Origin of the sequence: Vibrio iocasae (genome assembly GCF_042245395.1) — a bacterium.
GTDB classification, from domain to species: Bacteria; Pseudomonadota; Gammaproteobacteria; order Enterobacterales; family Vibrionaceae; genus Vibrio; species Vibrio iocasae.
The window spans coordinates 3384832-3407566 of the sequence record NZ_CP145311.1; the positions used below are offsets into that span (position 1 = coordinate 3384832).

The 22735-nt window shown below is 44.3% G+C and carries 18 protein-coding genes and 2 pseudogenes; 13 read left to right on the forward strand and 7 right to left on the reverse strand.

Going from position 1 to position 22735, the window contains the following annotated elements:
* Positions 1–90 precede the first annotated feature (90 nt).
* A complete protein-coding gene (tpiA, locus tag SNR28_RS25360) occupies positions 91–861 on the forward strand; it encodes a triose-phosphate isomerase (protein WP_375751719.1) in 771 nt (256 codons plus the stop codon).
* A 151-nt stretch (positions 862–1012) separates the two neighbouring features.
* Here the strand turns inward: tpiA and pfkA are convergent, their stop codons facing one another.
* From pfkA to SNR28_RS25375, 3 genes are all read right to left on the reverse strand, one after another.
* A complete protein-coding gene (gene pfkA / locus SNR28_RS25365) occupies positions 1013–1975 on the reverse strand; it encodes a 6-phosphofructokinase (RefSeq protein ID WP_375751720.1) in 963 nt (320 codons plus the stop codon).
* Positions 1976–2238: 263 nt separating this feature from the next.
* Entirely contained in the window at positions 2239–3147 is a 909-nt protein-coding gene (gene fieF, locus SNR28_RS25370) for a CDF family cation-efflux transporter FieF (protein WP_375751722.1), read from the reverse strand.
* A gap of 158 nt (positions 3148–3305) precedes the next feature.
* On the reverse strand, positions 3306–3812 hold the full coding sequence (locus tag SNR28_RS25375; RefSeq protein WP_375754175.1) for a CpxP family protein: 507 nt from the start codon (positions 3810–3812) through the stop codon (positions 3306–3308).
* Between the two features lie 190 nt (positions 3813–4002).
* Here SNR28_RS25375 and SNR28_RS25380 point away from each other — a divergent pair, with 190 nt between their 5' ends.
* From SNR28_RS25380 to trmL, 3 genes are all read left to right on the forward strand, one after another.
* Entirely contained in the window at positions 4003–4689 is a 687-nt protein-coding gene (locus tag SNR28_RS25380) for a response regulator (RefSeq protein WP_375751724.1), read from the forward strand.
* The gene (cpxA, locus tag SNR28_RS25385; RefSeq protein WP_375751725.1) at positions 4689–6059 is read left to right on the forward strand and encodes an envelope stress sensor histidine kinase CpxA; all 1371 of its coding nucleotides are present in this window, start codon (positions 4689–4691) and stop codon (positions 6057–6059) included. Before SNR28_RS25380 ends, cpxA begins: the two co-directional genes overlap by 1 nt.
* A 91-nt stretch (positions 6060–6150) precedes the next feature.
* A complete protein-coding gene (trmL, locus tag SNR28_RS25390; protein ID WP_375751726.1) occupies positions 6151–6630 on the forward strand; it encodes a tRNA (uridine(34)/cytosine(34)/5-carboxymethylaminomethyluridine(34)-2'-O)-methyltransferase TrmL in 480 nt (159 codons plus the stop codon).
* A 62-nt stretch (positions 6631–6692) separates the two neighbouring features.
* On the opposite strand, the gene SNR28_RS25395 is transcribed toward trmL, so the two are convergent.
* Positions 6693–7223, reverse strand: a complete 531-nt coding sequence (locus SNR28_RS25395) for an FxsA family protein (RefSeq protein WP_375751727.1) — start codon at positions 7221–7223, stop codon at positions 6693–6695.
* A gap of 197 nt (positions 7224–7420) precedes the next feature.
* Between SNR28_RS25395 and aspA the strand changes: the two genes are divergently transcribed.
* From aspA to SNR28_RS25430, 7 genes are all read left to right on the forward strand, one after another.
* Entirely contained in the window at positions 7421–8860 is a 1440-nt protein-coding gene (aspA, locus tag SNR28_RS25400) for an aspartate ammonia-lyase (protein WP_375751729.1), read from the forward strand.
* A 145-nt stretch (positions 8861–9005) separates the two neighbouring features.
* A complete protein-coding gene (locus SNR28_RS25405) occupies positions 9006–10790 on the forward strand; it encodes a protein-disulfide reductase DsbD (RefSeq protein WP_375751731.1) in 1785 nt (594 codons plus the stop codon).
* Between the two features lie 260 nt (positions 10791–11050).
* Positions 11051–11686 carry a response regulator gene (locus SNR28_RS25410; protein ID WP_375751733.1) on the forward strand — a complete coding sequence of 212 codons (636 nt, stop codon included), beginning with the start codon at positions 11051–11053 and terminating at the stop codon, positions 11684–11686.
* A 189-nt stretch (positions 11687–11875) separates the two neighbouring features.
* Complete coding sequence (locus tag SNR28_RS25415) at positions 11876–12142, forward strand: DUF4212 domain-containing protein (protein WP_277821392.1); 267 nt, start codon at positions 11876–11878, stop codon at positions 12140–12142.
* Positions 12143–12154: 12 nt separating this feature from the next.
* Positions 12155–13858 carry a sodium:solute symporter family protein gene (locus SNR28_RS25420; protein WP_375751734.1) on the forward strand — a complete coding sequence of 568 codons (1704 nt, stop codon included), beginning with the start codon at positions 12155–12157 and terminating at the stop codon, positions 13856–13858.
* A gap of 150 nt (positions 13859–14008) precedes the next feature.
* Positions 14009–14668: an oxidase gene (locus tag SNR28_RS25425; protein ID WP_375751736.1), complete on the forward strand. Its 660-nt coding sequence runs from the start codon at positions 14009–14011 to the stop codon at positions 14666–14668.
* Positions 14669–14678: 10 nt separating this feature from the next.
* Positions 14679–15287 (forward strand): NUDIX hydrolase N-terminal domain-containing protein, encoded by a 609-nt coding sequence (locus SNR28_RS25430; protein WP_375751737.1) that lies wholly within the window; start codon positions 14679–14681, stop codon positions 15285–15287.
* On the opposite strand, the pseudogene SNR28_RS25435 reads toward SNR28_RS25430, so the two are convergent.
* The 3 genes and pseudogenes from SNR28_RS25435 to SNR28_RS25445 all read right to left on the reverse strand — a co-directional run.
* Positions 15284–15652: pseudogene (locus SNR28_RS25435) on the reverse strand (response regulator); the annotation flags it as partial. The gene SNR28_RS25430 and the pseudogene SNR28_RS25435 overlap by 4 nt on opposite strands.
* Before the next feature lie 77 nt (positions 15653–15729).
* Positions 15730–18724: pseudogene (locus SNR28_RS25440) on the reverse strand (PAS-domain containing protein); the annotation flags it as partial.
* A 79-nt stretch (positions 18725–18803) separates the two neighbouring features.
* Positions 18804–19970 carry a 3-phenylpropionate MFS transporter gene (locus SNR28_RS25445; protein WP_375751738.1) on the reverse strand — a complete coding sequence of 389 codons (1167 nt, stop codon included), beginning with the start codon at positions 19968–19970 and terminating at the stop codon, positions 18804–18806.
* Between the two features lie 222 nt (positions 19971–20192).
* On the opposite strand from SNR28_RS25445, the gene SNR28_RS25450 reads away from it, so the two are divergent.
* Both SNR28_RS25450 and SNR28_RS25455 read left to right on the forward strand, forming a co-directional pair.
* Positions 20193–22019, forward strand: coding sequence for a putative nucleotidyltransferase substrate binding domain-containing protein (locus SNR28_RS25450; RefSeq protein ID WP_375751739.1), 1827 nt, complete (start codon positions 20193–20195; stop codon positions 22017–22019).
* Entirely contained in the window at positions 22019–22654 is a 636-nt protein-coding gene (locus SNR28_RS25455; RefSeq protein WP_375754176.1) for a 3'-5' exonuclease, read from the forward strand. The genes SNR28_RS25450 and SNR28_RS25455 overlap by 1 nt, the downstream gene beginning before the upstream one ends.
* Positions 22655–22735: the final 81 nt, after the last annotated feature.

Below are 22735 nucleotides of genomic sequence, written 5' to 3' on the forward strand. Positions count from 1 at the left end.
TGATTCGAGTCATGATCTGACTGCATTAATCTGTTATATTCTTTCGCAATTACGTTTGTTTTTTACATTAATATATTTGGAGATATTCCTATGCGCAAACCTGTTGTTATGGGTAACTGGAAACTGAACGGCAGCAAAGAAATGGTAACTGAGCTGCTAAAAGGAATTAACGCTGAGCTAGAAGGTGTTTCTGGCGTAGACGTAGCAGTTGCTCCACCAGCACTATACATTGACCTTGCTGAAACAATCATCGAAAAAGGTGGCAATAAGGTAATCCTTGGCGCACAGAACACTGACCTGAACAACAGCGGTGCATTCACTGGCGACATGTCTCCAGCAATGCTTAAAGACTTCGGTGCTACTCACATCATCATCGGCCACTCTGAGCGTCGTGAATACCACAACGAATCAGATGAGTTCGTAGCTAAGAAATTTGCATTCCTAAAAGAAAATGGTCTTAAGCCTGTTTTCTGTATCGGTGAATCTGAAGCTCAGAACGAAGCTGGTGAAACTGAAGCAGTATGCGCTCGTCAAATCAACGCTGTTATCGACGCTTACGGTGTTGAAGCTCTAAACGACGCTATCATTGCATACGAGCCAATCTGGGCTATCGGTACAGGTAAAGCGGCTACAGCAGAAGACGCACAGCGTATCCACGCTTCTATCCGTGCAATGATCGCTGAAAAAGATGCAGCAGTAGCTGAGCAAGTAATCATCCAGTACGGCGGTTCTGTTAAGCCAGAAAACGCGGAAGCATACTTTGCACAGCCAGACATCGACGGTGCTCTAGTTGGTGGTGCTTCTCTAGACGCGAAGAGCTTCGTAGCTATCGCTAAAGCAGCGGCAAAAGCTAAGGCTTAATTTTAGTCACTCACTAAAATTCGCTTGATAAAAGGTCGACGTTTGTCGGCCTTTTTTGATCCTGATGCTTTCAAGCGTCTGAGTTAAAGGCGTAAAAAAGCGACTGTTGGCTAACCAACAGTCGCTCGAAAATAACTTAAGAGTTCTGTAATTAGAACAGCTCTTCTGCTACCTGATAAAGATCATCACGTACAGGACGACGCATGTTTTCAATTGCATCGATGATGTCATGGTGTACAAGTTGCTCTTTCAGGATACCTACACAGCGACCACCCTGACCTTCCATTAGAAGGTGTACAGCATAGTTACCCATACGTGAAGCTAGTACACGGTCAAACGCTGTTGGACGACCACCACGCTGGATGTGACCCAGTACAGTTGCACGTGTTTCACGACCCGTCGCTTCTTCGATATCTTTCGCCAGCTCGTTCGCATCCATCATTAGCTCAGTCAGAGCGATAATTGCGTGCTTCTTACCTTTATCCAGGCCTTCCTGAAGGCTAGCGATAAGCTCTTCTTTACTCCATGAACGCTCAGGAGTGATGATGTACTCACAGCCACCCGCAATTGAAGACATCAGAGTCAGATCACCACAGTGACGACCCATGATCTCTACGATAGAAATACGCTGGTGTGAAGATGACGTGTCGCGCAGACGGTCAATGTTATCAATAACTGTGTTAAGTGCTGTCAGGTAACCGATAGTGTAGTCTGTACCAGCGATATCGTTATCGATTGTGCCAGGAAGACCGATACATGGGTAACCCATTTCAGTCAGCTTCTTAGCACCCATGTAAGAACCGTCACCACCGATTACAACAAGCGCTTCGATACCATGCTTTTTAAGGTTTTCGATCGCTTTTTCACGAATCTCAACTTCCTTAAACTCAGGGAATCGTGCAGAACCCAAGAAAGTACCACCACGGTTGATAACGTCAGAAACGCTTGAACGGTCTAGCTTTTCAATACGATCTTCGTAAAGCCCCTGATAGCCGTCATAAACACCAAATACCTCCAGACCTGCTGAAAGTGCAGTACGAACCACGCCGCGAATTGCTGCGTTCATTCCTGGTGCGTCACCGCCACTTGTCAAAACACCGATCTTCTTAATCATGCTCACCCTCGATTTTATAAATCAAAATTACAAATTTAGATGCCAAAATTGGCGAAATTATAAATGTATCCCGTTTAATTACTATACGCTCTATATTGAGACAATTTCTTTACGGAATACTGAAATTTTTTTACTTATGTAAGAGTATTACAATTTTGCTAAAAAACTTTGTTGATTCATATCAGAATCAAACTGAGTATAGCTCTTTTGGACAAAAAATAGACGATTTCGATATATTCGTCTCTGTTTCGAAGCCCTCTTCTCTACCAACCAAGCTCTTTTTGTCCTTTCTCTGTACCATATACTACAGAGACCGGATCCTGATGGATCAATACATCAGCCTGTGGGAACAAGCTTTCAAGCGCATCCTCTACTTCATCAGCAATCTGGTGCGCCTCAATTAAAGGAATTTGATCATCAAGTTCCAAATGAAGCTGAATGAATCTTACAGGTCCAGACTTTCTCGTTCTAAGCTGATGAACACCTCGAACACCTTCAACCGAGTTAACCGCTCCACGAATCTGCTCAAGCTCTTCTTCAGGTAGTTGCCTGTCAAGCAACGACTGAATCGCCTCTTTTATCATCTGGTACGCACTGTATAAGATGAAGAAGCCAATACCGATAGCAAATACGGCGTCCGCTTGTTCAACACCAAAGTAGCTCAGCGCAAGCGCGACCATTATGGCGATGTTCATGTACAGGTCAGTTTGATAATGCAACGAATCTGCAGCTATCGCCTGACTACCTGTTTTTTTCACTACATGCTTTTGAAATGCAACTAATCCAGCGGTCATTACCATTGCAAACGCACTGACATAAATACCGTATTCAGGAGATGTCAGTTCATGTGGTCTGAAAAAACGTTCAATACCGGTAAGAATAAGGAAGCAAGCGGAACCTGAAATAAACATAGTCTGAGCCAGTGCCGCTAAGGACTCTGCCTTACCATGGCCAAAGGTGTGTTCTTTATCTGCAGGTTGTAATGAGTACCTTACAACAATCAGGTTAACCAGAGATGCACCAATATCCAGAAAAGAGTCAATTAATGATGCCAGCAAACTTACGGAGCCAGTAATCCACCAGATCGATACTTTTGCGACTAACAATATTGTTGCCACACCTGTTGCCAGCCATGCTGCTGTTGAAACTAATCGTGAATATTCGTCTTTCATTGTTATGCTTGGAAGAGAATGAATTGCGCAGATTATAACCTTGAAATTGTGACTTGGGTATCAGTTTATCTTCATGGAAAGTGCGTATAACGACAAAAGCAGCCCGAAGGCTGCTCTTTTAAGAAAAGGCAATTTAATCTAACGAAATGTAGTGCCCCTTACTTGTTGCGTCTTTCCATGCGTTTAGCCATTTTTTCAGAACACTCTGTCATACGTTCAGCCTGAAGTTCTTTGTACTGCTCTTTCTGTGCAGGCGTTAGAATGCTTAACATTTCATGCTTCATTTTTAGCATCTCTGCTCGACGTTCAGCACGCTTATCTACCATTTCTTTCGCCAGCTCTTGTGCCTGAGCTTCATCAAATGTATCGGCTAAAACCAAATCCTGAACTTTAGCCTGGTAAGCTTGCATCTCTGCCTGACGTTCTGTCATACGCTCTGTACGCTGCGCTTGCATTTCTTCACGCTTTGCATCTCGCATCGCTTCTAACTGATCTTTCTGCTCATCCGTTAAGTCTAGCTGGCGTATTGCGCCACGGTCAAAGCCACCACATTTGCCACCGAAGTCTTTACCTCCATGCTTGCCACCAAATGCGTAAGCACTTGCTGTACCAAATACAAGTGGAAGAGCAGCAGCTACCAATACTAATTTCTTTGTAGTTTTCATCATCTAAACCCTTTTTTACTAGTTCGCTTTTTGAATGCTGTCTTCACAGCGGTTGAGTATAGATTACTGCTTGCTAAGTAAAGCAACGTATAGAGATCGTAAAGATACGTAAAGAGAGAAGAAGTGGTTAATTTTCTCATTAAGATCAGTAATACTGAAGTTAAGAAAAATAGTCGGAGCGAGCTTTACCATGGCAAACATATTATTAGTGGATGACGATACTGAACTTACCAGCCTGTTAAAAGAAGTATTAACCTTTGAAGGGTTTAACGTAACGGAAGCTAATGATGGTGAAGCAGGGTTGCTAGCTGTAAACGAAAATATAGACCTGATATTACTCGATGTCATGATGCCTAAAATGAGTGGCACCGACATGCTTAAAAAGCTGCGAGAAAAGTGGGAAACTCCGGTTCTGATGCTGACAGCAAAAGGAGAAGAGATAGACAGAGTGATCGGGCTTGAGCTAGGTGCAGACGACTACTTGCCAAAACCGTTTAGCGATCGTGAGTTACTCGCACGGATGAAAGCCATATTAAGAAGAACACAATCAGGCACAGGTTCCAAATCAAACGATTGTCTTCAACATCAGGATATCAAGATTTACCCAGGTAAACAGGAAGCCTACTGTTCCGATATCCTTATTGACCTAACCACAACAGAGTTTTCATTACTTGCCCACTTTATCCAGTACCCGGGAGAAACGTTGACAAAAGAGCAACTCAGCCTGGATGTACTTGGTAAACGACTTGCGCCTTTTGACCGGGCAATCGATATGCACGTGTCAAACTTACGGAAAAAATTGCCGGAGCGTAGCGATGGAAAGCCACGTATCAAAACCCTCAGAGGACGAGGTTACCTTCTGATTGAGGAAAACTAATGCGGTTACCTAAGTTTTCAAATCTCTATGGTCGAATATTCGCTATCTTTTGGTTCACCATGTTTGTGGTGCTGATCGGCGTAGTTGTCACTTCCAATCTGGATCCACGAGAAACTCACTCCGCTCACAAAAACAATATTCGGAAACTAGAGGAAGTTGCTCACTTTCTGGAATCGAAGTTCTCCCGAGAGGAAAATCTGGGCTATATCCTATCCAGAATCAGTAACAATCGTCGCAAAGATGATGACAAACCCGTTATCTACTTCACCGATCAACACGGAAATTTGGTTGGTGATTATGGGAGAATGAAGTCGAGGATAATTCAAAACTTCATCACCAGTATGGAAACGTTCGACAAACCTCGCCAGAGACAATATGGTCGTTTTCTGGTTGCGGGCCCGGTTGTTGTTCATCTGGCAAATACTGAACTCTATATGTTTATGGGGGACAAACAAGATCCACCTGCTCCTTTTTTAATTCAGTTGTTAGATAGTCCTTTCAAACTCTTACTGACTGTCATGCTTATCAGTACACCTTTTTTAATGTGGCTGGCATGGGCGTTAAGTAAGCCTGCAATAAAACTAGAGAGTGCAGCTAGAAGAGTAGCCAATGGCGAGTTTGTGGAAGACCCGTCTCTGGAACAAGGTAGTACCGAATTCAAACAGGCGGGCGCTGCGTTTAACCAAATGGTTCTGGCTGTAAATGGAATGATTTCAGGAAACCAGAGGCTGCTATCCGACATTTCTCATGAGCTCCGCTCACCGTTGACACGATTGCGAATGGCTAATGCTCTGGCGAAAAGAAAGCTAGGTGAAAGTGATGAGCTTAATCGAATCGATACGGAAGCAGAAAGGCTGGAAAAAATGATTGGTGAGCTGCTTGAACTGTCCAGAATGCAGGTAAATAGCCATCAAGTCAGAGAGAAGTGTTCTGGTGAAGAGCTCTGGGATGAACTGGTCAAAGACGCAGAGTTTGAAGCAGAACAAGTAAATAAAAAACTGACTTACAACCCGATACCTCAATGTACGATAATCGGGAATCCGAACTTGTTGATGAGCGCTGTTGAAAACATTATTCGCAATGCTATCCACTACAGCGAAGATCAAATTAGAGTAACTTTTGCAAAAGGTGCAAACACCTTAAGTATTGTTGTCGAGGATAACGGGGAAGGCGTTCCAGATGCAGAACTAAAAGAGATCTTCAGACCGTTCTATCGTGTGTCGTATGCCCGAGACAGGAATTCTGGTGGTGCGGGCTTAGGGCTGGCAATTACAGAAAGTGCCATCAGACAACATAATGGTTCTATCGAAGCATCAAGAAGCGAACTGGGCGGCTTGAAAGTCGAGATTCAGTTACCGACTCAACAATAATAACCCTTTCTTATTGAATGATCCGGCATATGTTCAGCCGGATCGTCTTGCTATATACTTCCCCAACTTTCTTAAATACAGAAACACACTCATGCTAGATATTGCTTTATACGAACCTGAAATCGCTCCGAATACCGGAAACATCATAAGATTATGTGCAAACTGCGGTGCTAACCTGCACTTGATTGAGCCGCTTGGCTTTGATCTTGAAGAGAAAAAAGTAAGGCGCGCAGGTCTGGATTATCATGATTTAGCAAGAGTAAAACGTCACAAAAACTTAGAGGCTTTTGTTGAGTATCTGGAAAAAGAACGTGAAGGTGCGTATCGACTGATCGCTTGTACAACAAAAACAACAGGCCATCATATAGATGCGGATTTTAAAGAGAGTGATGTGTTGCTTTTTGGCCCTGAGACAAGAGGTTTGCCCGCTGAACTGATTGAAAGTCTGCCTATGGAACAACGTATCCGCATTCCTATGATGCCGGATAGCCGTAGCCTGAACTTATCAAATGCGGTGGCCATTATCGCATTTGAAGCGTGGAGACAGTTAGGTTTTGAAGGTGCGCTATAAATAGATACTATAAGGGCCCTCATATTAGGGCCCTTAACTTATACGAAGAAGAGATAGCAGGACTAATTCAACCTGTTGTTATCATCCTTATTGTTCTCATCTTTACGTTCAAACTCGCCTTCAAAAGTGTTCCCGTCCCCACCTTGATTGCGAAAAGGATCATTTTGCTCAAATGGATTCTGGCCAAAGTCACCATGAGAATGGAAACCTCCCTGAAAGCCACCACCTGAAATGGTGTTCACCTTAACTCTCGCCATAATCTGCTTCGCTAATGCCGCTCTTGGAGCTGGCAGAAGCACAATCATACCAAAAGCATCTGTCATGAACCCTGGTGTAAGAAGAAGCACACCCGAAACCGCTAACATCACACCTTCAAGGATTTGTTGAGCAGGCAGCTCTCCCTGTTGCATTCTGCTTTGAACAGACATCAGAGTCTGTAGTCCTTGGCTACGAACCAAAGAAGCACCTACAACTGCAGTAAGTAACACCAGGCCGATTGTCGGCCATAAGCCCAGGAATCCACCAAGTTGAATGAATAGCCCGATTTCGATGATCGGTACACATATAAATAGCAGCAATAAAACCGGAAACACGAACTCTCCTTTGGTAACCAAATTTAGTTGTTATCTCTCTTAGTCTACGCGAATCTGGCGCAACAAACACAAATATTACGTGAATTTACGATCCAATAAAAAAATTGCTCATCCCTGACAGAAATAGTGGTCTATTAACTACTTTTAGCCAGATATATAGCTATTATCTAACTGAAATAAAACAAAAGGCTATCCGTATGACTACATCTTCCTCTAATTCAAATGCAACTCGCATTGAACATGATTTGCTCGGTGAACGCCATATCCCGGCCGACGCTTACTACGGCATTCATACCCTGCGTGCGATTGAGAACTTCAATATTTCAGACAAAAACATCTCAGATGTCCCTGAATTTGTTCGCGGAATGGTAATGACTAAAAAAGCGGCTGCAATGACGAATAAAGAGCTTAGTGTCATTCCTTCCGATGTTGCCGATTACATAATTAAAGCCTGCGATATTATTCTAGAAACCGGAAAGTGTATGGATCAGTTCCCTTCCGATGTATTTCAGGGCGGCGCAGGCACATCAGTGAACATGAATACCAACGAAGTGGTTGCAAACGTTGCTCTTGAACTGATGGGTAAAGAAAAAGGTCAATATGAATTTATTAACCCAAATGATCACGTAAATAAAAGCCAGTCGACAAACTGTGCTTACCCTACCGGTTTCCGTGTAGCGGTATATAACAGCATTCAGAAATTAATCGAATCCGTCGAGTATCTAAAAGGCTCATTTGATAAAAAGAGCGAAGAGTTCTCTCAGGTTCTGAAAATGGGCCGCACTCAACTTCAGGATGCGGTACCAATGACAGTCGGCCAAGAGTTTAAAGCTTACGAAGTGACTATTGAGGAAGAGATAAGAAACCTCAAATACACATCTAAACTTCTGCTGGAAGTAAACCTTGGTGCGACCGCAATCGGTACAGGTTTGAATGCCGCTGAAGGCTATCAAGAACTAGCAGTCAAACGTCTTGCTGAGGTCACCGGCCTGGAATGTGTACCAGCAGAAAACCTTATTGAGGCTACTTCGGATTGTGGTGCTTACGTGATGGTTCACGGAGCTCTTAAGCGTCTGGCAGTTAAACTGTCCAAGATCTGTAACGACCTACGCCTGCTTTCATCTGGCCCTCGTGCAGGACTTAACGAAATAAACCTTCCTGAACTTCAGGCAGGTTCCTCTATCATGCCAGCTAAAGTGAACCCTGTTGTTCCTGAAGTAGTAAACCAGGTTTGCTTTAAAGTACTTGGTAACGACACCTCTATTTCCTTCGCCGCGGAAGGTGGTCAGCTGCAGTTGAATGTAATGGAGCCGGTTATTGCTCAATGTATGTTTGAGTCTCTAGATATTCTTGCAAACGCTTGTGTAAACCTTCGCGACAAATGTATTGATGGTATTACGGTGAACAAAGAGGTGTGTGAATCCTACGTGTTCAACTCTATCGGTATCGTAACTTACCTTAATCCATATATCGGTCATCACGAAGGTGATATTGTTGGTAAAATCTGCGCAGAAACCGGTAAGAGTGTTCGAGAGGTCGTACTGGAGCGCGGACTGCTTACCGAAGAAGAGTTAGATGATATTTTCTCTACTGAAAACCTGATGAAGCCCCAATACAAAGCAAAACGCTATAGCTAATATTCCGGCTATCTAACTCTAAAGGGGAGGCTTAGCTTCCCCTTTTTGCGTTCTGTTCACTATTTTTCCTTCCTTTTTCCAGTATGATGGAAGAAATTCCGACTCTTCGTGGTCTTATAGATATCGCTTTCAGTTTGTAGTAATTATGCGCGCATTTATTTCGATGTTTTTAATAGGGTTATTAGCATTTGCCAGCCCTTCTTACGCTTTATTTGGAAACAGTAACAGCTCTTCAGCTTTTGGTAATAACAATTCTGATTTCGTCACTGTAGATCAAGCTTTTCCTTTTGTTGCAACTCAGGTAGACGACAAAGTCATCGTGAACTGGGACGTACTGGATGGATACTATCTGTATCAGCACAGACTTTCTGTCTCCATTGAGAATGGTGAAATTGGAGCTTTTGAACTTATAGATGGTGAACCCTACAAAGATGAATTCTTTGGTGCGGTAAACATCTACAACAAACCTCTGCATATTACCGTTCCGTTAGCATCTGTTTCTGATGGAGCAAAGCTCATTGTTCAATATCAGGGTTGTGCTAAAGCTGGTTTTTGCTATCCACCAGAAACAAAAGTCGTCCCTTTGACAGCTATCGGTGCCCCAGGAACTACGCCACCAGCTTCTTCAGTCAAAGCGAATACGATCAATACTTCAGAAGTTAAAGCAGCGCCAAAAACTCAAGAATCATCGCTTGCAGGTCAGCTAGAAGATAACTGGTGGACACCGTTTCTGTTCTTAGCGCTGGGTATCGGACTTGCGTTTACCCCTTGTGTTTTCCCTATGTACCCAATTCTGACGGGTATTGTTTTAGGTGGTGGTAAGTTAAGCCAGTCTCGCGCGCTAACCCTATCATTTGTTTATGTTCAGGGCATGGCGCTTACCTACACCCTATTAGGACTCGTTGTCGCTTCAGCAGGTTTACAATTTCAGGCTGCGCTCCAGCATCCATATGTTTTGATTGGCATAAGCATTATGTTTGTGTTGCTGGCGCTTTCTATGTTTGGTGTTTATACCATCCAGCTACCTAGCTCGGTTCAAACCTGGCTGAACAATCAAAGTAACAAGCAAACTGGTGGCAACATGACTGGCGTGTTTGCTATGGGTGCCATCTCTGGTTTGGTTTGCTCACCTTGCACCACAGCCCCTCTTTCTGGTGCACTGCTGTACGTTGCACAAAGTGGTGATCTGGTTACTGGTGGCGTTGCCCTATATGCATTAGGCCTTGGCATGGGTATTCCACTGATGATTGTTGCTGTATTCGGCAACAAGCTTCTGCCTAAAGCCGGCGCGTGGATGGACAGAGTGAAGATCCTGTTCGGCTTTATTCTGCTGGCCGCACCAATCTTCTTCCTGGAAAGACTAATACCTGAAAGCTGGGCTATCACTCTTTGGGGCGCGCTTGGTGTAGCCACATTTGGTTGGTTATACCATGTAAAGAACAGCCTCGAGTTTGGCGGCTGGAAACAAAGCTTGGTTGGTATTATCGCTGTTCTTGGCATTGTGGGCTCAGCAGTTCCTATCTATAACCACTGGACGGGACAAACCAATGCCTACGAACCACAAGTTGAGTTTATCCGTGTAGCTTCTCTTGATGAGTTAGAAGAACAACTGGTATTAGCCAATAAAGCAAACAAACCTGTAATGCTTGATCTCTATGCCGACTGGTGTGTTGCGTGTAAAGAGTTTGAAAAGTACACCTTCCATACCCCGGACGTTGAAGCCAAGTTGAAAGACTTTGTTCTTCTTCAAGCCGACGTAACAAAAAACAGCCCACAAGATGTGGAGATCTTCAAAAAGCTAAAAGTGATGGGACTTCCTACGATAGACTTTTGGGATAGCAAAGGTAACTACCACTCCAACGCCCGCCTGACCGGATTTATGGAAGCAGAGCCTTTCCTTGAGCATATTGAAGGACAGCAGATTAATTAACCTTCTATAGCCTTTTTGGGGAAGGTGGTAGGATAATATTTCAAAGCCTACTTGCCAGGACGGCAAGTCGGAGCTCCATGGATGGATTTATGCGACTTTGAAATATTGTTCTACTACCTTTCGCTTAATGACGTTAAATTATTGTAAATAAAACTAGACTCCTCTCAGACTTTTTAAGCTCAAATATTGTCCATTTTTCAAAACCATACAATACTTAGTTAAGTGCTATTTTAGCCCCAGAAACTAAGGTTAATAACGTCATGGATTCGACCTATACAATTATAATTGCTGACGATCACCCGCTATTTAGAAACGCGCTTTTTCAGTCAGTTCATATGGCAATAAGTGGAGCAAACTTACTCGAAGCAGACTCGCTCGATGCCTTATTGGCTTTACTGCAAAAAGAAGATGAACCAGACCTGTTGCTACTGGATTTAAAAATGCCGGGAGCAAACGGAATGTCTGGTTTGATTCACCTGCGAGCCGAGTACCCTGACCTGCCTATAGTAGTCATCTCAGCAAGCGAAGAACCTAGCGTGGTCAGTCAGGTTAAAAGCCACGGTGCGTTTGGTTTTATTCCAAAATCCAGCGATATGCGTGCTTTGATTAGTGCCCTAAATCAAGTTCTTAATGGTGACCCGTTCTTCCCTGAGGAGCTATTGAAGAACAGCCAGGCATGTAATGATCTTGCAGAGAAGATCGCCTCCCTTACTCCTCAGCAATACAAAGTATTGGGAATGCTGTCCGATGGCCTGCTCAACAAGCAGATTGCTTATGAGCTAAATGTCTCCGAAGCTACGATCAAGGCGCATATGACAGCCATATTCCGCAAGCTTGGCGTACAAAATCGTACTCAGGCGGTAATTCTTCTTCAGCAATTAGAGCCGGAAAGTTAGACCTTAGGCTAAGTTAACATTTATTTAACACTCGAATTTTCAAACAAACCTATCAAAAACGCCCTATTTCAGGGCGTTTTCTTGTTTTTGTCCCCGACTAAAGTTGGACTGAGATCTTTTATAAGGCCTGCTAATCTAAATTCCGTAACAGTTTGTTAACACCAAATAACGAAACGGAAGGAGAAGGCCATGTCATTCGAATCCTCGGATCACGCACAAGCCTACTGGAAGGAAAACCTAACCATAATGGGTACTCTATTGGCGATCTGGTTCATTGTTTCTTACGGAGCAGGAATCTTATTTGTCGACGCACTAAACGCAATCCAAATCGGTGGATTTAAACTTGGGTTCTGGTTTGCACAGCAAGGCGCAATATACACATTTGTTGCTTTGATCTTTGTTTACGTTTGGCGCATGAACGCGCTCGACAAGAAGTACAACGTACAGGAAGACTAAGAGGTTATAGAAATGGATATTCAAACTTGGACGTTTATTCTTGTCGGTATTACATTCGCACTGTATATCGGCATTGCAATCTGGGCTCGCGCTGGCTCAACAAGTGAGTTCTATGTTGCAGGTGGTGGTGTACACCCTGTAGCGAATGGTATGGCGACAGCCGCTGACTGGATGTCGGCAGCATCGTTCATCTCTATGGCAGGTATCATCTCTTTCATCGGTTACGATGGCGGTGTTTACCTAATGGGTTGGACAGGTGGTTATGTACTACTTGCTCTTTGTCTTGCTCCTTACTTGCGTAAGTTTGGTAAGTTCACTGTGCCTGATTTCATCGGTGACCGTTACTACTCTAAAACGGCTCGTATGGTAGCGGTATTCTGTGCCATCTTCGTATCCTTTACTTACGTTGCGGGTCAGATGCGTGGTGTTGGTGTGGTATTCGCACGATTCCTGGAAGTTGATATCAACATGGGTATCATCATCGGTATGGGTGTTGTGTTCTTCTACGCTGTACTTGGTGGCATGAAAGGCATTACCTATACTCAGGTAGCTCAGTACTGTGTACTTATCTTCGCATTCATGGTTCCGGCAATCTTCACATCTTTGATGATGACTGGCACACCTGTTCCACAGCTAGGCTTTGGTTCTACCATGGCTGGCACTGATGTTTACCTACTAGACAAGCTGGATGGACTGACTCAGGAGCTCGGCTTTACCGCCTATACCGACGGGTCGAAGAGTATGGTTGACGTATTCTTTATCTGTGCGGCTCTAATGGTTGGTACTGCGGGTCTTCCACACGTAATTATCCGCTTCTTTACGGTACCTAAAGTATCTGATGCACGTATCTCTGCAGGTTGGGCACTAGTATTTATCGCGTTCCTATACACAACTGCACCAGCAGTAGCAGCATTCGCTCGTGTAAACATGATCGATACTATCAACGGTCCTGACATGAAAGGTGTAGCAGCAGCGGAAGCACCAAGCTGGTATAAGAACTGGGAAAGCACAGGTCTTGTAGCTTGGGAAGATAAGAACGGCGACGGCAAGATGTTCTACTCTGGCGATGACCGTAACGAAATGAAGATCAACCGAGACATCATCGTACTGGCATCACCTGAACTGGCTAAACTTCCTAACTGGGTAGTAGCACTACTAGCAGCAGGTGGCTTGGCAGCGGCACTATCAACAGCAGCAGGTCTGCTACTGGTAATCTCGACATCCATATCCCACGACCTGTTGAAGAAAGGGTTTAAACCGGATATGACGGATAAACAGGAATTGACCGCCGCACGACTGGCAGCCTTCTTCGCCATCGTCTGTGCAGGTTACCTAGGTATCAACCCACCAGGCTTCGTAGCACAGGTAGTAGCATTTGCGTTCGGACTGGCAGCATCGTCCTTCTTCCCGGCAATCATCTTGGGTATCTTCTATAAGAAGATGAACAAGGAAGGCGCAATCGCAGGCATGCTTTCAGGTATCGCATTTACAGCGGCTTACATCATCTACTTCAAGTTTGTAAACCCAGCAGCGAATACACCTGACAACTGGTGGTTCGGTATCAGCCCAGAAGGCATCGGTACTCTAGGTATGTGTGTGAACTTCACTGTATCAATCGTGGTGAACAAGTTTACTGCTGAAGTACCAGAAGATGTACAGGATATGGTTGAGTCTATCCGTTATCCAAAAGGTTCTGGCGCAGCTCATAACCATTAATTAGCACTTAACATTCAAAAACCGGCATCAAACATGCCGGTTTTTTGCTTTACAGAAACCTAACCAAAAGTTAAACCGCCACACATTAATTTAAAAGGATAACGACATAAGATTACATGCTTCTTTCCAAGGGCATTTCTGGAGTTATCTATGTCATTTTTCCATCAGGTCTTTCAACAAACCTTTCAGCCAACCAAAATGAAACGTTACGTTTTGTTTGCTGCTATACCTGCAGTTATTTTTTATGTTTCAGCTTTCTCTACACTAAAAAGCGCGGGTTTTGAGACTGTTGAAGCACTTCGCGACCCGCTTCAGCAGCTGGAAGTATCAAGTTTCCTGGGTTTTCTATCTAATATCGGCAGCTGGATTTGGGTTTCCAGTGTAGCAATCTGTTACTTCACCGCATTTAACTTAAATGAATCCGTGGATAAGAACAGAAAAGAGCTGCTCATTCTTGTTGGTATGTTGCTTTCCGTTATTGCTGTAGATGACTTCTTCCTAATCCACGATAGATATATCGAAGAAAATATCTGCTATGCTGTTTACGCAGTATGTGGCGGTGCTCTTTTGCTAAGACAATTCAAAACTATCTTCGAAATTGATGGTTTCGCGTTCATTCTTGCTGGAGGCTTACTGGCAGCTTCCATCACTTCAGACATGCTAACTTGGCACCTTAAAACTCACCTTCACTTCACATACGAAGATCTTCAGATCATTGAAGAGGGCTTCAAGTTTGTTGGTGCTGCTAGCTGGCTGTATTTCAGCACTCGCATCGCATCAGATAGCCTAAAGCAGAACATTAAACAATAAGGAATACCCCATGCACGCTCTAATCAAAGAAATCCGGGCTATAGCTCAAACTGGTTTGCACTATGTTCAAGATCCATTTGATAAGGAGCGTTATGAGAGATTGGAAGCAATCAGTCATGAGTTATACGCCATGTATAGTGAGGCCGACCTTGCCACAATCGAGAAGTTTTTCTTTCCTGAAGAAGGTTATGCAACGCCTAAAATTGATTTACGATGCTGTGTTGTCAAAGAGGACAAGGTTCTACTTGTAAAAGAGAAATCTGATGGCAAGTGGACGATGCCGGGTGGCTGGGCTGATCAAAATGAACCGCCACTCGAAGGGGTTATAAGGGAAGTACAGGAAGAAGCGGGTTATGGTGTAAAAAACTGCCGCCTTTATGCCATCAAGGACCGAGACAGTCATGCTTATACGCCAAAGCTCCCATATTCGATCTATAAGATCTTCTTTGTAGCCGAAGCAACAGATGGGTGCTTTACAGAGAACACCGAGATATCAGAAATTGGCTTCTTCTCTCTGGACAACCTGCCAGAATTATCCGTTGGCAGGGTATTACCAGAAGATATTCATGCCGGGTTCCGAGCATTCAACCAATCAGATATCACGGTGCATGTAGACTAACTCTTACTCTGTACACGATTCAGAATCGCTCTCAATTTTAGAGGCTTAACGGGTTTGGCTATAAAGCTGAACCCGTTTGTTTTTATAGCCGCCAACATATCATCTCCCCGGTCAGCACTGATCACCACACCATCGAAACTGCTACCAAGACGTAGTCGGCACTGCTGAAGTACTTCCAGACCAGTTCTGTCATTATCCAACCTATAGTCAGAGAAAATAACATCAGGTTTCCAGTCATCTTCCAGACACTTCATGCTTTCGACCAGATCGTGTGCCGTTTTAACCTCACACCCCCAGCGATTCAGAAGTTCACTCATACCAAGTAAGATATCTGTTTCATTGTCCACACATAGCACCCTGACACTTTTTAACGTCGTATCTGTTACTTGAGATTTTTCCGGAATGGTTCTTTCAACAGCGTCACTACGCTCAACGTTCACATAAAAAACCGTTCCCTCATCAGGCCATGAACGTAAACCAATATCATGCCCTAAAACATTGGTTATACCTTTTGCTATTGCGAGTCCGATACCCAGTCCCTGAGATACATGGCTTGAATCACCCCGCGTGAACTCTTCAAATATCGCTTCTTGCTTTTCTGGGGCAATACCCATTCCGTTGTCCCAGACTTCTATACGAACTTGTCCGGCGTCCCTTCTCGCGCCCAACAGAACTCTTCCTCTTGGGTTGTAACGAAAAGCATTGGTAAGGAAGTTCTGTAGTACCCGACGCAATAGCTTAGGATCGGAATATACAATCAGGTTGGAAGAGACAGTACTAAATTCTATCGCCTGTCCTTTTGCTAATGCGCTGAACTCTGCATTTAAATTGCTTAGAACATCATTTAGCTCGAAGCTTTTGACGTTAACATCCATCTTCCCTCTTTCCAGGCGAGAGATATCCAACAAATCACCAATCAACTCTTCCGCAGCACCAAGGGCGCTCTCTATATGACCAGAGAATTTTTTACTCTCAACATCCGTTGCAGTCTCCGAAAGCGATGATGCAAACAGGCGCGCAGCATTAAGAGGCTGCATCAAGTCATGACTCACTGCTGCGAGGAATCGGGTTTTCGATTGTGATTCGGACTCCGCAATTGTTGTAGCATTCACCAGCCTCTTGTTCAGATCTTCAAGCTCTTTGGTTCTTTCGCGAACTCTGAACTCAAGGTTTTCATTGGCCTCCTTAAGTGCTTCTTCTGTCTGACGGAATACCGTGATATCTGTAAAACTCATTACAAATCCACCACCCGGCATTGGGTTACCTTGCACTTCAATATGGCGGCCATTCGGATAAACACGTGATGAAGTATGCTGAGATCCCTGTTCGAGATAATAAACCCGTTTTCTGACATGTTCTTCAGGGTCACCGGGCCCGAAAAGCCCTATTTGTGCGTTGTGACGAATCACATCAGCAATAGGCCGGCCTACCTGAATTAACCCGGCAGGAAACTCAAATAACTCAAGATAACGCTGATTCCAGGCGACCAATCTGAGTTGCTTGTCCACAACTGTAATCCCCTGACTAATATGCTCAATCGCTCCCTGAAGCAAGCCTCGACTAAAGTCATACAGTTCAGAAGCTTCATCAACAATAGTCGCCACTTCTTCCAGTTGCATCTTCTTGCCCTGCAACGCAGAAGTTAGTACCAACTTCGCGGAGGAAGCACCAAACACACCAGCAAGTACTCTTTCCGTATGTCGAATCAAAGCAGCAGAGGCTTGCTGATTAGGAAGTAGTGTTTTCCCCTGTTGACGCCAAAAGTTATTAAATGCGCTTCTTGCTCTCGTTCGACCAACAAATCGCGATGCCAGCAACTCAAGCTCTGAAACGGTCACCCGGCTTTGGTATAAACTAACGTTCTCACTTTCAGGAAGAGGTGCCCCAACAAACGCAGCGGATTGTAAGCGCTCACTTATATTGGCGCGTGTAAGCAGGGAAACGATGATATAGCCACTAAAGTTGACTATCCCGCTTAATGCCATCCCCCAGTCTGCTGATGACATATTCCAACTGGCAAAGGGTTCTGGCGGATAAGTCACCCACAATAAGAAGTTTGTCTCTTCAGTACCTGCTAACATTCCTGTCTGATCCATCAGAGTAATCAGCCACACTGTAAATCCGGCCAGCAAACCAACATAAACTCCCTTTCGGTTTCCGGCACGCCAGTACATTCCACCAATGAGCGCAGGTGCAAACTGAGCAATAGCAGCAAAAGAGAGAAGACCGATAACTGATAGGGATTGAATGTTGTCTAATGCCAGATAGAAACCCCAGGCACCAAATAGGATTAACAATATCAGTGCTCGCCTAATATTGAGCAGCAAACCGGATAAGTGTTTGTGGGTGCGTTGAGCAAGGCGCATGCGCCTCAATAACAATGGCAATACCAGATCATTCGACATCATGATCGCAAGCGCGATTGTAGAAACGATTACCATGCCGCTGGCTGCTGAAGTTCCCCCTAAAAAGGCCAATAATGCAATATTATTTGCCCCAACAGACAATGGAAGACTAAGCACATAGGTATCCGCGGGACTGTTTGCCAAAAGGCTTTGTCCAACCCAGGCTATGGGTAAAACAAACAAACTCATTAAAATCAGGTATGTCGGAAACACCTTTCGTGCAACATGAAGATCTTGTGCCCGTTCATTTTCCACTACCATTGTATGAAACTGTCTTGGCAGGCAAATAATCGCAGCCATCGTTAACAATGTGTGTACGACTAAGCCTGGAACATTGGGGGGTTGATAAGTCTCTCTCGCCATCGACAGCAGCTCAATTTCGCTGTTGCCGACAATCATGTAAATAATAAAAACACCGACAATAAGAAATGCAGCAAGCTTAACGATGGACTCAAATGCAACTGCCATCATCATCCCGCGATGGTGTTCAGTATTATCAATATGACGTGTACCAAACAGCATGGTAAAGATGGCCAGAGCCCCAACAACAAACCAAGAGACCGAAGTATCTCCATACCCTAACTGTGAGTTAAGCCCTGGAGCGATGATATCCAGCCCCATGGTGATACCGCGAAGCTGCAATGCAATATAAGGCAGAATACCAACAACCGCGATTAAGGTAACTGTGACGGCTAACCCCTGAGATTTGCCATATCGAGCCGCAATAAAGTCTGCTATTGAAGTAATATGCTCACGTTTAGCAATCAAAATCATTCTTGCTAATACGCGCCAACCGAAAACAAAGAAAACGATAGGAGCAATATAAATGGGAAGAAATGACCAGGGATTGTTGCTCGCTTGCCCTACCGTTCCATAAAACGTCCACGACGTACAATAAACTGCAATGGATAAGCTATAGACCCAAGGCCTCCAACTTGAAAGCCACTTAGTCTGCCTGTCTCCATACCAGGCAATCAAAAAAAGTATCCCCAGATAAGCCAGAGATACCGGAACGACTATCCAACCTTGCATTTATATCTTCCCTGTACAAAAAAACCGAGGTGAATACCTCGGTTTTAAGTGTAGACAAAGATCTTAATAATTCAGCCAGTTAGCTCTGTATTTGTGCTTCCGGTGCGGATTTCTTTGGCGTTACTCGAATAAAGCAAGCAATAAGGCCCATAACCGCCATTGCCCAGAACACATCAGCACCGAAGTTTTCGTAACCCCAACCGCTTACCGTCGTCATTACAGCAATAACAGCCCCCATTGGGATGGCGTTATATAACGCTTGTAATGGAACCATCTGGCTGTTTGGCGCCTTCTGAATAAACTGAATCGCAGCAAGGTGAGCCATGGCAAAAGTCACACCGTGCAGAGCCTGTATCATAACCAGTGCCCAGATTTCTGTCGTGCCCGCCGTCAGGCACCAACGCAACAAACAACCCAAAGACGCGATAAAGAACATTCTCTGAAGGCTCCAACCTTCAAATAGCTTCTTAGCTGTCGCGAAAACCGTTACTTCAGCGATAACCCCAAGGCTCCACAAATATCCAATGGTGCTCTCTGTATGGCCTGCTGCTTTCCAATAGATTGAACTAAAGCTGTAATAAGCAGAGTGGCTACCGTGAATCAATGAAATCAGAACCAGAAAAGCGAGGACTTCTTTATCCTTAAGTAAGGAAAGTAGCTTAGGTCTGTCTGCGTTCTCATCACCATCTGAGACAGGAACCGGGTTTGGATTACGCATGGAGAATGCAAAGCCAACCACCATACCAAATAGCGCGGTGTACACGATCATGTCCGAACCGTACTGTGCAGCTAGATAACCAACCACTGTTGAGCCCGCAATAAATGCTATCGAGCCCCACAAGCGCGTACGGCCATAGTCTAATAGGTTCAGCTTAGAGTAGTAGTTCGCAAGTCCGTCACTTAACGGAATCATCGGGCCGTAGCACATATTGAACAGAATCGTTGCCAGTGCCAGCATCCAGAAATTACCTCCAGCAAACAAATGGAAGGCAATAAATACTGCGGATAAAAGGCTGATAATCCGTATAGCAGGAATCAGATGTTCAACCTTATGTAATCTTGGAGTTATAAACAGGTTGGAAATGAATCTGGTCGCAAATGCTAAACCCAATAGGAATCCAATATCTGAAGCAGAGATACCCTGGTCTTCAAACCAAAGCGCCCAAAAAGGTAAATAGACGCCATACGCAAAAAAGAACCCAAGAAAGTATTGGGAAATCCATCCATAAGGTGACGGTGAGAACATAAAATAAAGCCTGACAATATGGTTATAAAATCGCGCGTATTATGCGCTTGTTGCCCTAGTTTAAAAAGGGAACATTTGTCATTTTTTTGTTCCCTAATTGACATACACTGTTCGGAATAAAAATCACGAAATGTATGACATCATTAGACCAAAGTCGTCTGGAGGAACCTCATATATTTGTCAGAATTAGAATAGGTTTTTCTAAAAGAAAAAGACGCTCCTATGCCTGACAAGTTCAACATGCAGTCCCCACCTTTTGATCGCCTGACTGAGACGCAGCAGCAACGTCTGCGTTCGTCTCTGGATGTCGCTTATTACAGAGCGAAAGATGCCATTCTTCGTTCAGGTGAAGAGAGCCAACACCTCTATATTTTGATAAAAGGTGCTGTAGAAGAACGTTCCGCTGATGAATCGGAAATATTTGCGCACTATGCTAACGACGATATTTTTGATGTCCGCTCCCAATTCGAAAACAGCGTCAAGCATAAGTATATCGCTCTGGAAGATACCCTCTCGTATCTTCTGCCTAAATCTATTTTTATAGAGCTATATAGTGAGAACGGTGAGTTTGCAGCCTACTTTGACAATAACTTGGCTAAACGTCAGGAGCTCATTGAAGCGGCTCAACAACAACAAAACCTGGCAGAATTTATCCTGACCAAGGTTGATAACTCCATCTACCATCCAGCAGTCATTCTGCCTTCAGATATGTCATTGACCGAAGTGACGCGATACCTCAAAGAGAAAGCCTTAGATGCTGCGCTTATTGAGCTCAACGAAGATGATCCCCGCCTTATAGCAAAGCCTAGTGAACATCCCTACGGTATCGTGACAAGAACCAATATGCTGCATGCTGTAATGCTTGACGGACATCCTCTTGATACCCGAGTCGGTGATATCGCTACTTTCCCTGTCTTCCATGTCGATGATGGTGACTTTCTGTTTAATGCCATGATCACCATGACGAAAAAACGCATGAAACGCGTAATGGTTTGTGAGGGGAATAAAGCGGTCGGCATGCTGGATATGACGCAAATTCTCAGTGCGTTCTCAACACACTCCCACGTACTGACACTTAGTATTGCGCGCTCCACAACGATTGATGAACTGGCTTTGGCGGCCAACAGACAGAGAAACCTAGTCGATAGCCTGTTGACTAACGGTATCCGCACCCGCTTTATTATGGAGTTAATCTCAGCGGTCAATGAGCAAATCATTGAGAAGGCTTTCGAACTCGTTATTCCGCCAGCATTACATGATGATATCTGCCTTGTTGTGCTTGGCTCTGAAGGGCGTGGAGAACAGATTCTGAAAACGGATCAGGATAACGCCATCATTACCAGAAACGGATTTCGCTGGCCTGATCATCGCCCTATTCTGGATATCTTTACTCACACGCTACAGCAACTTGGCTATCCTCTTTGCCCTGGTAAGGTCATGGTCAACAATCCGGAATGGGTGCAGAGTGAATCTGAATGGAAACAAACTATCACCGAATGGGTCGAAGCTGCTCGCCCGGAACAGGTTATGAAACTAGCGATAGTGGCAGATGCTCATGCGGTTGCTGGCAATAAAAAGTTACTAAAACCCATCAAGCAACACCTCAGCAGCTTAATGGCAGATCAGGAACTCATCCTTACCGAGTTTACTCGCCCGGCTCTTAACTTCTCGGTGCCTTTAACTCTGTTTGGTAACGTAAAGTCGTCGAAAGAAGGGGTCGACCTTAAACAAGGAGGAATATTCCCGATAGTGCATGGTGTCAGAGCCTTAAGTCTTGAATATCAAATTAAAGAAAACAACACCTTCGAAAGAATCGAAGCGCTTATGAAGAGAAAGGTTTTAGAAAAAGAAACCGCTGACAACCTGACTGAGGCACTCAAGCAATTCTTCAAACTTCGTCTTGCACAGCAGCTTTCACAACAGCATAGCCACAACAGTATCGACCTTAAATTGTTAGATCGAACTGAGCGAGATCTTCTTCGTCATAGCCTGCACGTTGTGAAGAAGTTTAAGCAGTGGCTTGGCTATCACTACCAAATCCGTGAATGATGAACTGGCTTAAGCGCAAACTTTGGCACTACCGGTTGAAGGATTCTCCCCATCGCCATCTTTTTGCTGCCTGCAAGCATAAAGAATACGTGTCGCTGGATTGTGAAACCACCAGCTTAGATCCGCATCGAGCAGAGCTGGTCACCATCGCTGCAACAAAGATCATCGACAATCGAATCATCACCAGTGAACCATTTTATGTCCGACTGAGAGCACCGCAATCTCTTGACTCGGGTTCGGTAAGAATTCATAGAATCCGTCATCAAGATCTAATCGATGGTATGACAGAAAAAGAAGCGATTGAAGCGCTGTTGGAATTCGCGGGTAATCGACCGATGGTCGGTTATCACATTCACTACGACAAAACGATTCTTGACCTTGCATGCCAAAGACACTTTGGTTTTCCTATGCCAAATGAGTTAATCGAGGTCAGCCATATCTATCATGAGATGCTAGAGAAACACCTGCCAAATGCCTACTTTGACCTCAGCTTAGATGCCATTTGTAAGCACCTTGATCTTCCTCCACAGGACAATAAACATGACGCTCTTCAGGATGCGATCTCCGCAGCTCTTGTTTACGTTCGCCTTCGTTATGGCGATCTTCCAGCCCTTACCTCCGCATATTTACGATAATAATCAAGCTACTGAGTAGCATTGTCGACAATTTATCCTAAAGTCTAATTGAGAAAAGATTCGTATTAACCGAGAGTTATA

Coding starts and splice junctions, on each gene's coding strand:
- tpiA (WP_375751719.1), top strand. CDS start 91: ATGCGCAAACCTGTTGTTATGGGTAACTGGAAACTGAACGGCAGCAAA.
- pfkA (WP_375751720.1), bottom strand. CDS start 1,975: ATGATTAAGAAGATCGGTGTTTTGACAAGTGGCGGTGACGCACCAGGA.
- fieF (WP_375751722.1), bottom strand. CDS start 3,147: ATGAAAGACGAATATTCACGATTAGTTTCAACAGCAGCATGGCTGGCA.
- SNR28_RS25375 (WP_375754175.1), bottom strand. CDS start 3,812: ATGAAAACTACAAAGAAATTAGTATTGGTAGCTGCTGCTCTTCCACTT.
- SNR28_RS25380 (WP_375751724.1), top strand. CDS start 4,003: ATGGCAAACATATTATTAGTGGATGACGATACTGAACTTACCAGCCTG.
- cpxA (WP_375751725.1), top strand. CDS start 4,689: ATGCGGTTACCTAAGTTTTCAAATCTCTATGGTCGAATATTCGCTATC.
- trmL (WP_375751726.1), top strand. CDS start 6,151: ATGCTAGATATTGCTTTATACGAACCTGAAATCGCTCCGAATACCGGA.
- aspA (WP_375751729.1), top strand. CDS start 7,421: ATGACTACATCTTCCTCTAATTCAAATGCAACTCGCATTGAACATGAT.
- SNR28_RS25405 (WP_375751731.1), top strand. CDS start 9,006: ATGCGCGCATTTATTTCGATGTTTTTAATAGGGTTATTAGCATTTGCC.
- SNR28_RS25410 (WP_375751733.1), top strand. CDS start 11,051: ATGGATTCGACCTATACAATTATAATTGCTGACGATCACCCGCTATTT.
- SNR28_RS25415 (WP_277821392.1), top strand. CDS start 11,876: ATGTCATTCGAATCCTCGGATCACGCACAAGCCTACTGGAAGGAAAAC.
- SNR28_RS25420 (WP_375751734.1), top strand. CDS start 12,155: ATGGATATTCAAACTTGGACGTTTATTCTTGTCGGTATTACATTCGCA.
- SNR28_RS25425 (WP_375751736.1), top strand. CDS start 14,009: ATGTCATTTTTCCATCAGGTCTTTCAACAAACCTTTCAGCCAACCAAA.
- SNR28_RS25430 (WP_375751737.1), top strand. CDS start 14,679: ATGCACGCTCTAATCAAAGAAATCCGGGCTATAGCTCAAACTGGTTTG.
- SNR28_RS25445 (WP_375751738.1), bottom strand. CDS start 19,970: ATGTTCTCACCGTCACCTTATGGATGGATTTCCCAATACTTTCTTGGG.
- SNR28_RS25450 (WP_375751739.1), top strand. CDS start 20,193: ATGCCTGACAAGTTCAACATGCAGTCCCCACCTTTTGATCGCCTGACT.
- SNR28_RS25455 (WP_375754176.1), top strand. CDS start 22,019: ATGAACTGGCTTAAGCGCAAACTTTGGCACTACCGGTTGAAGGATTCT.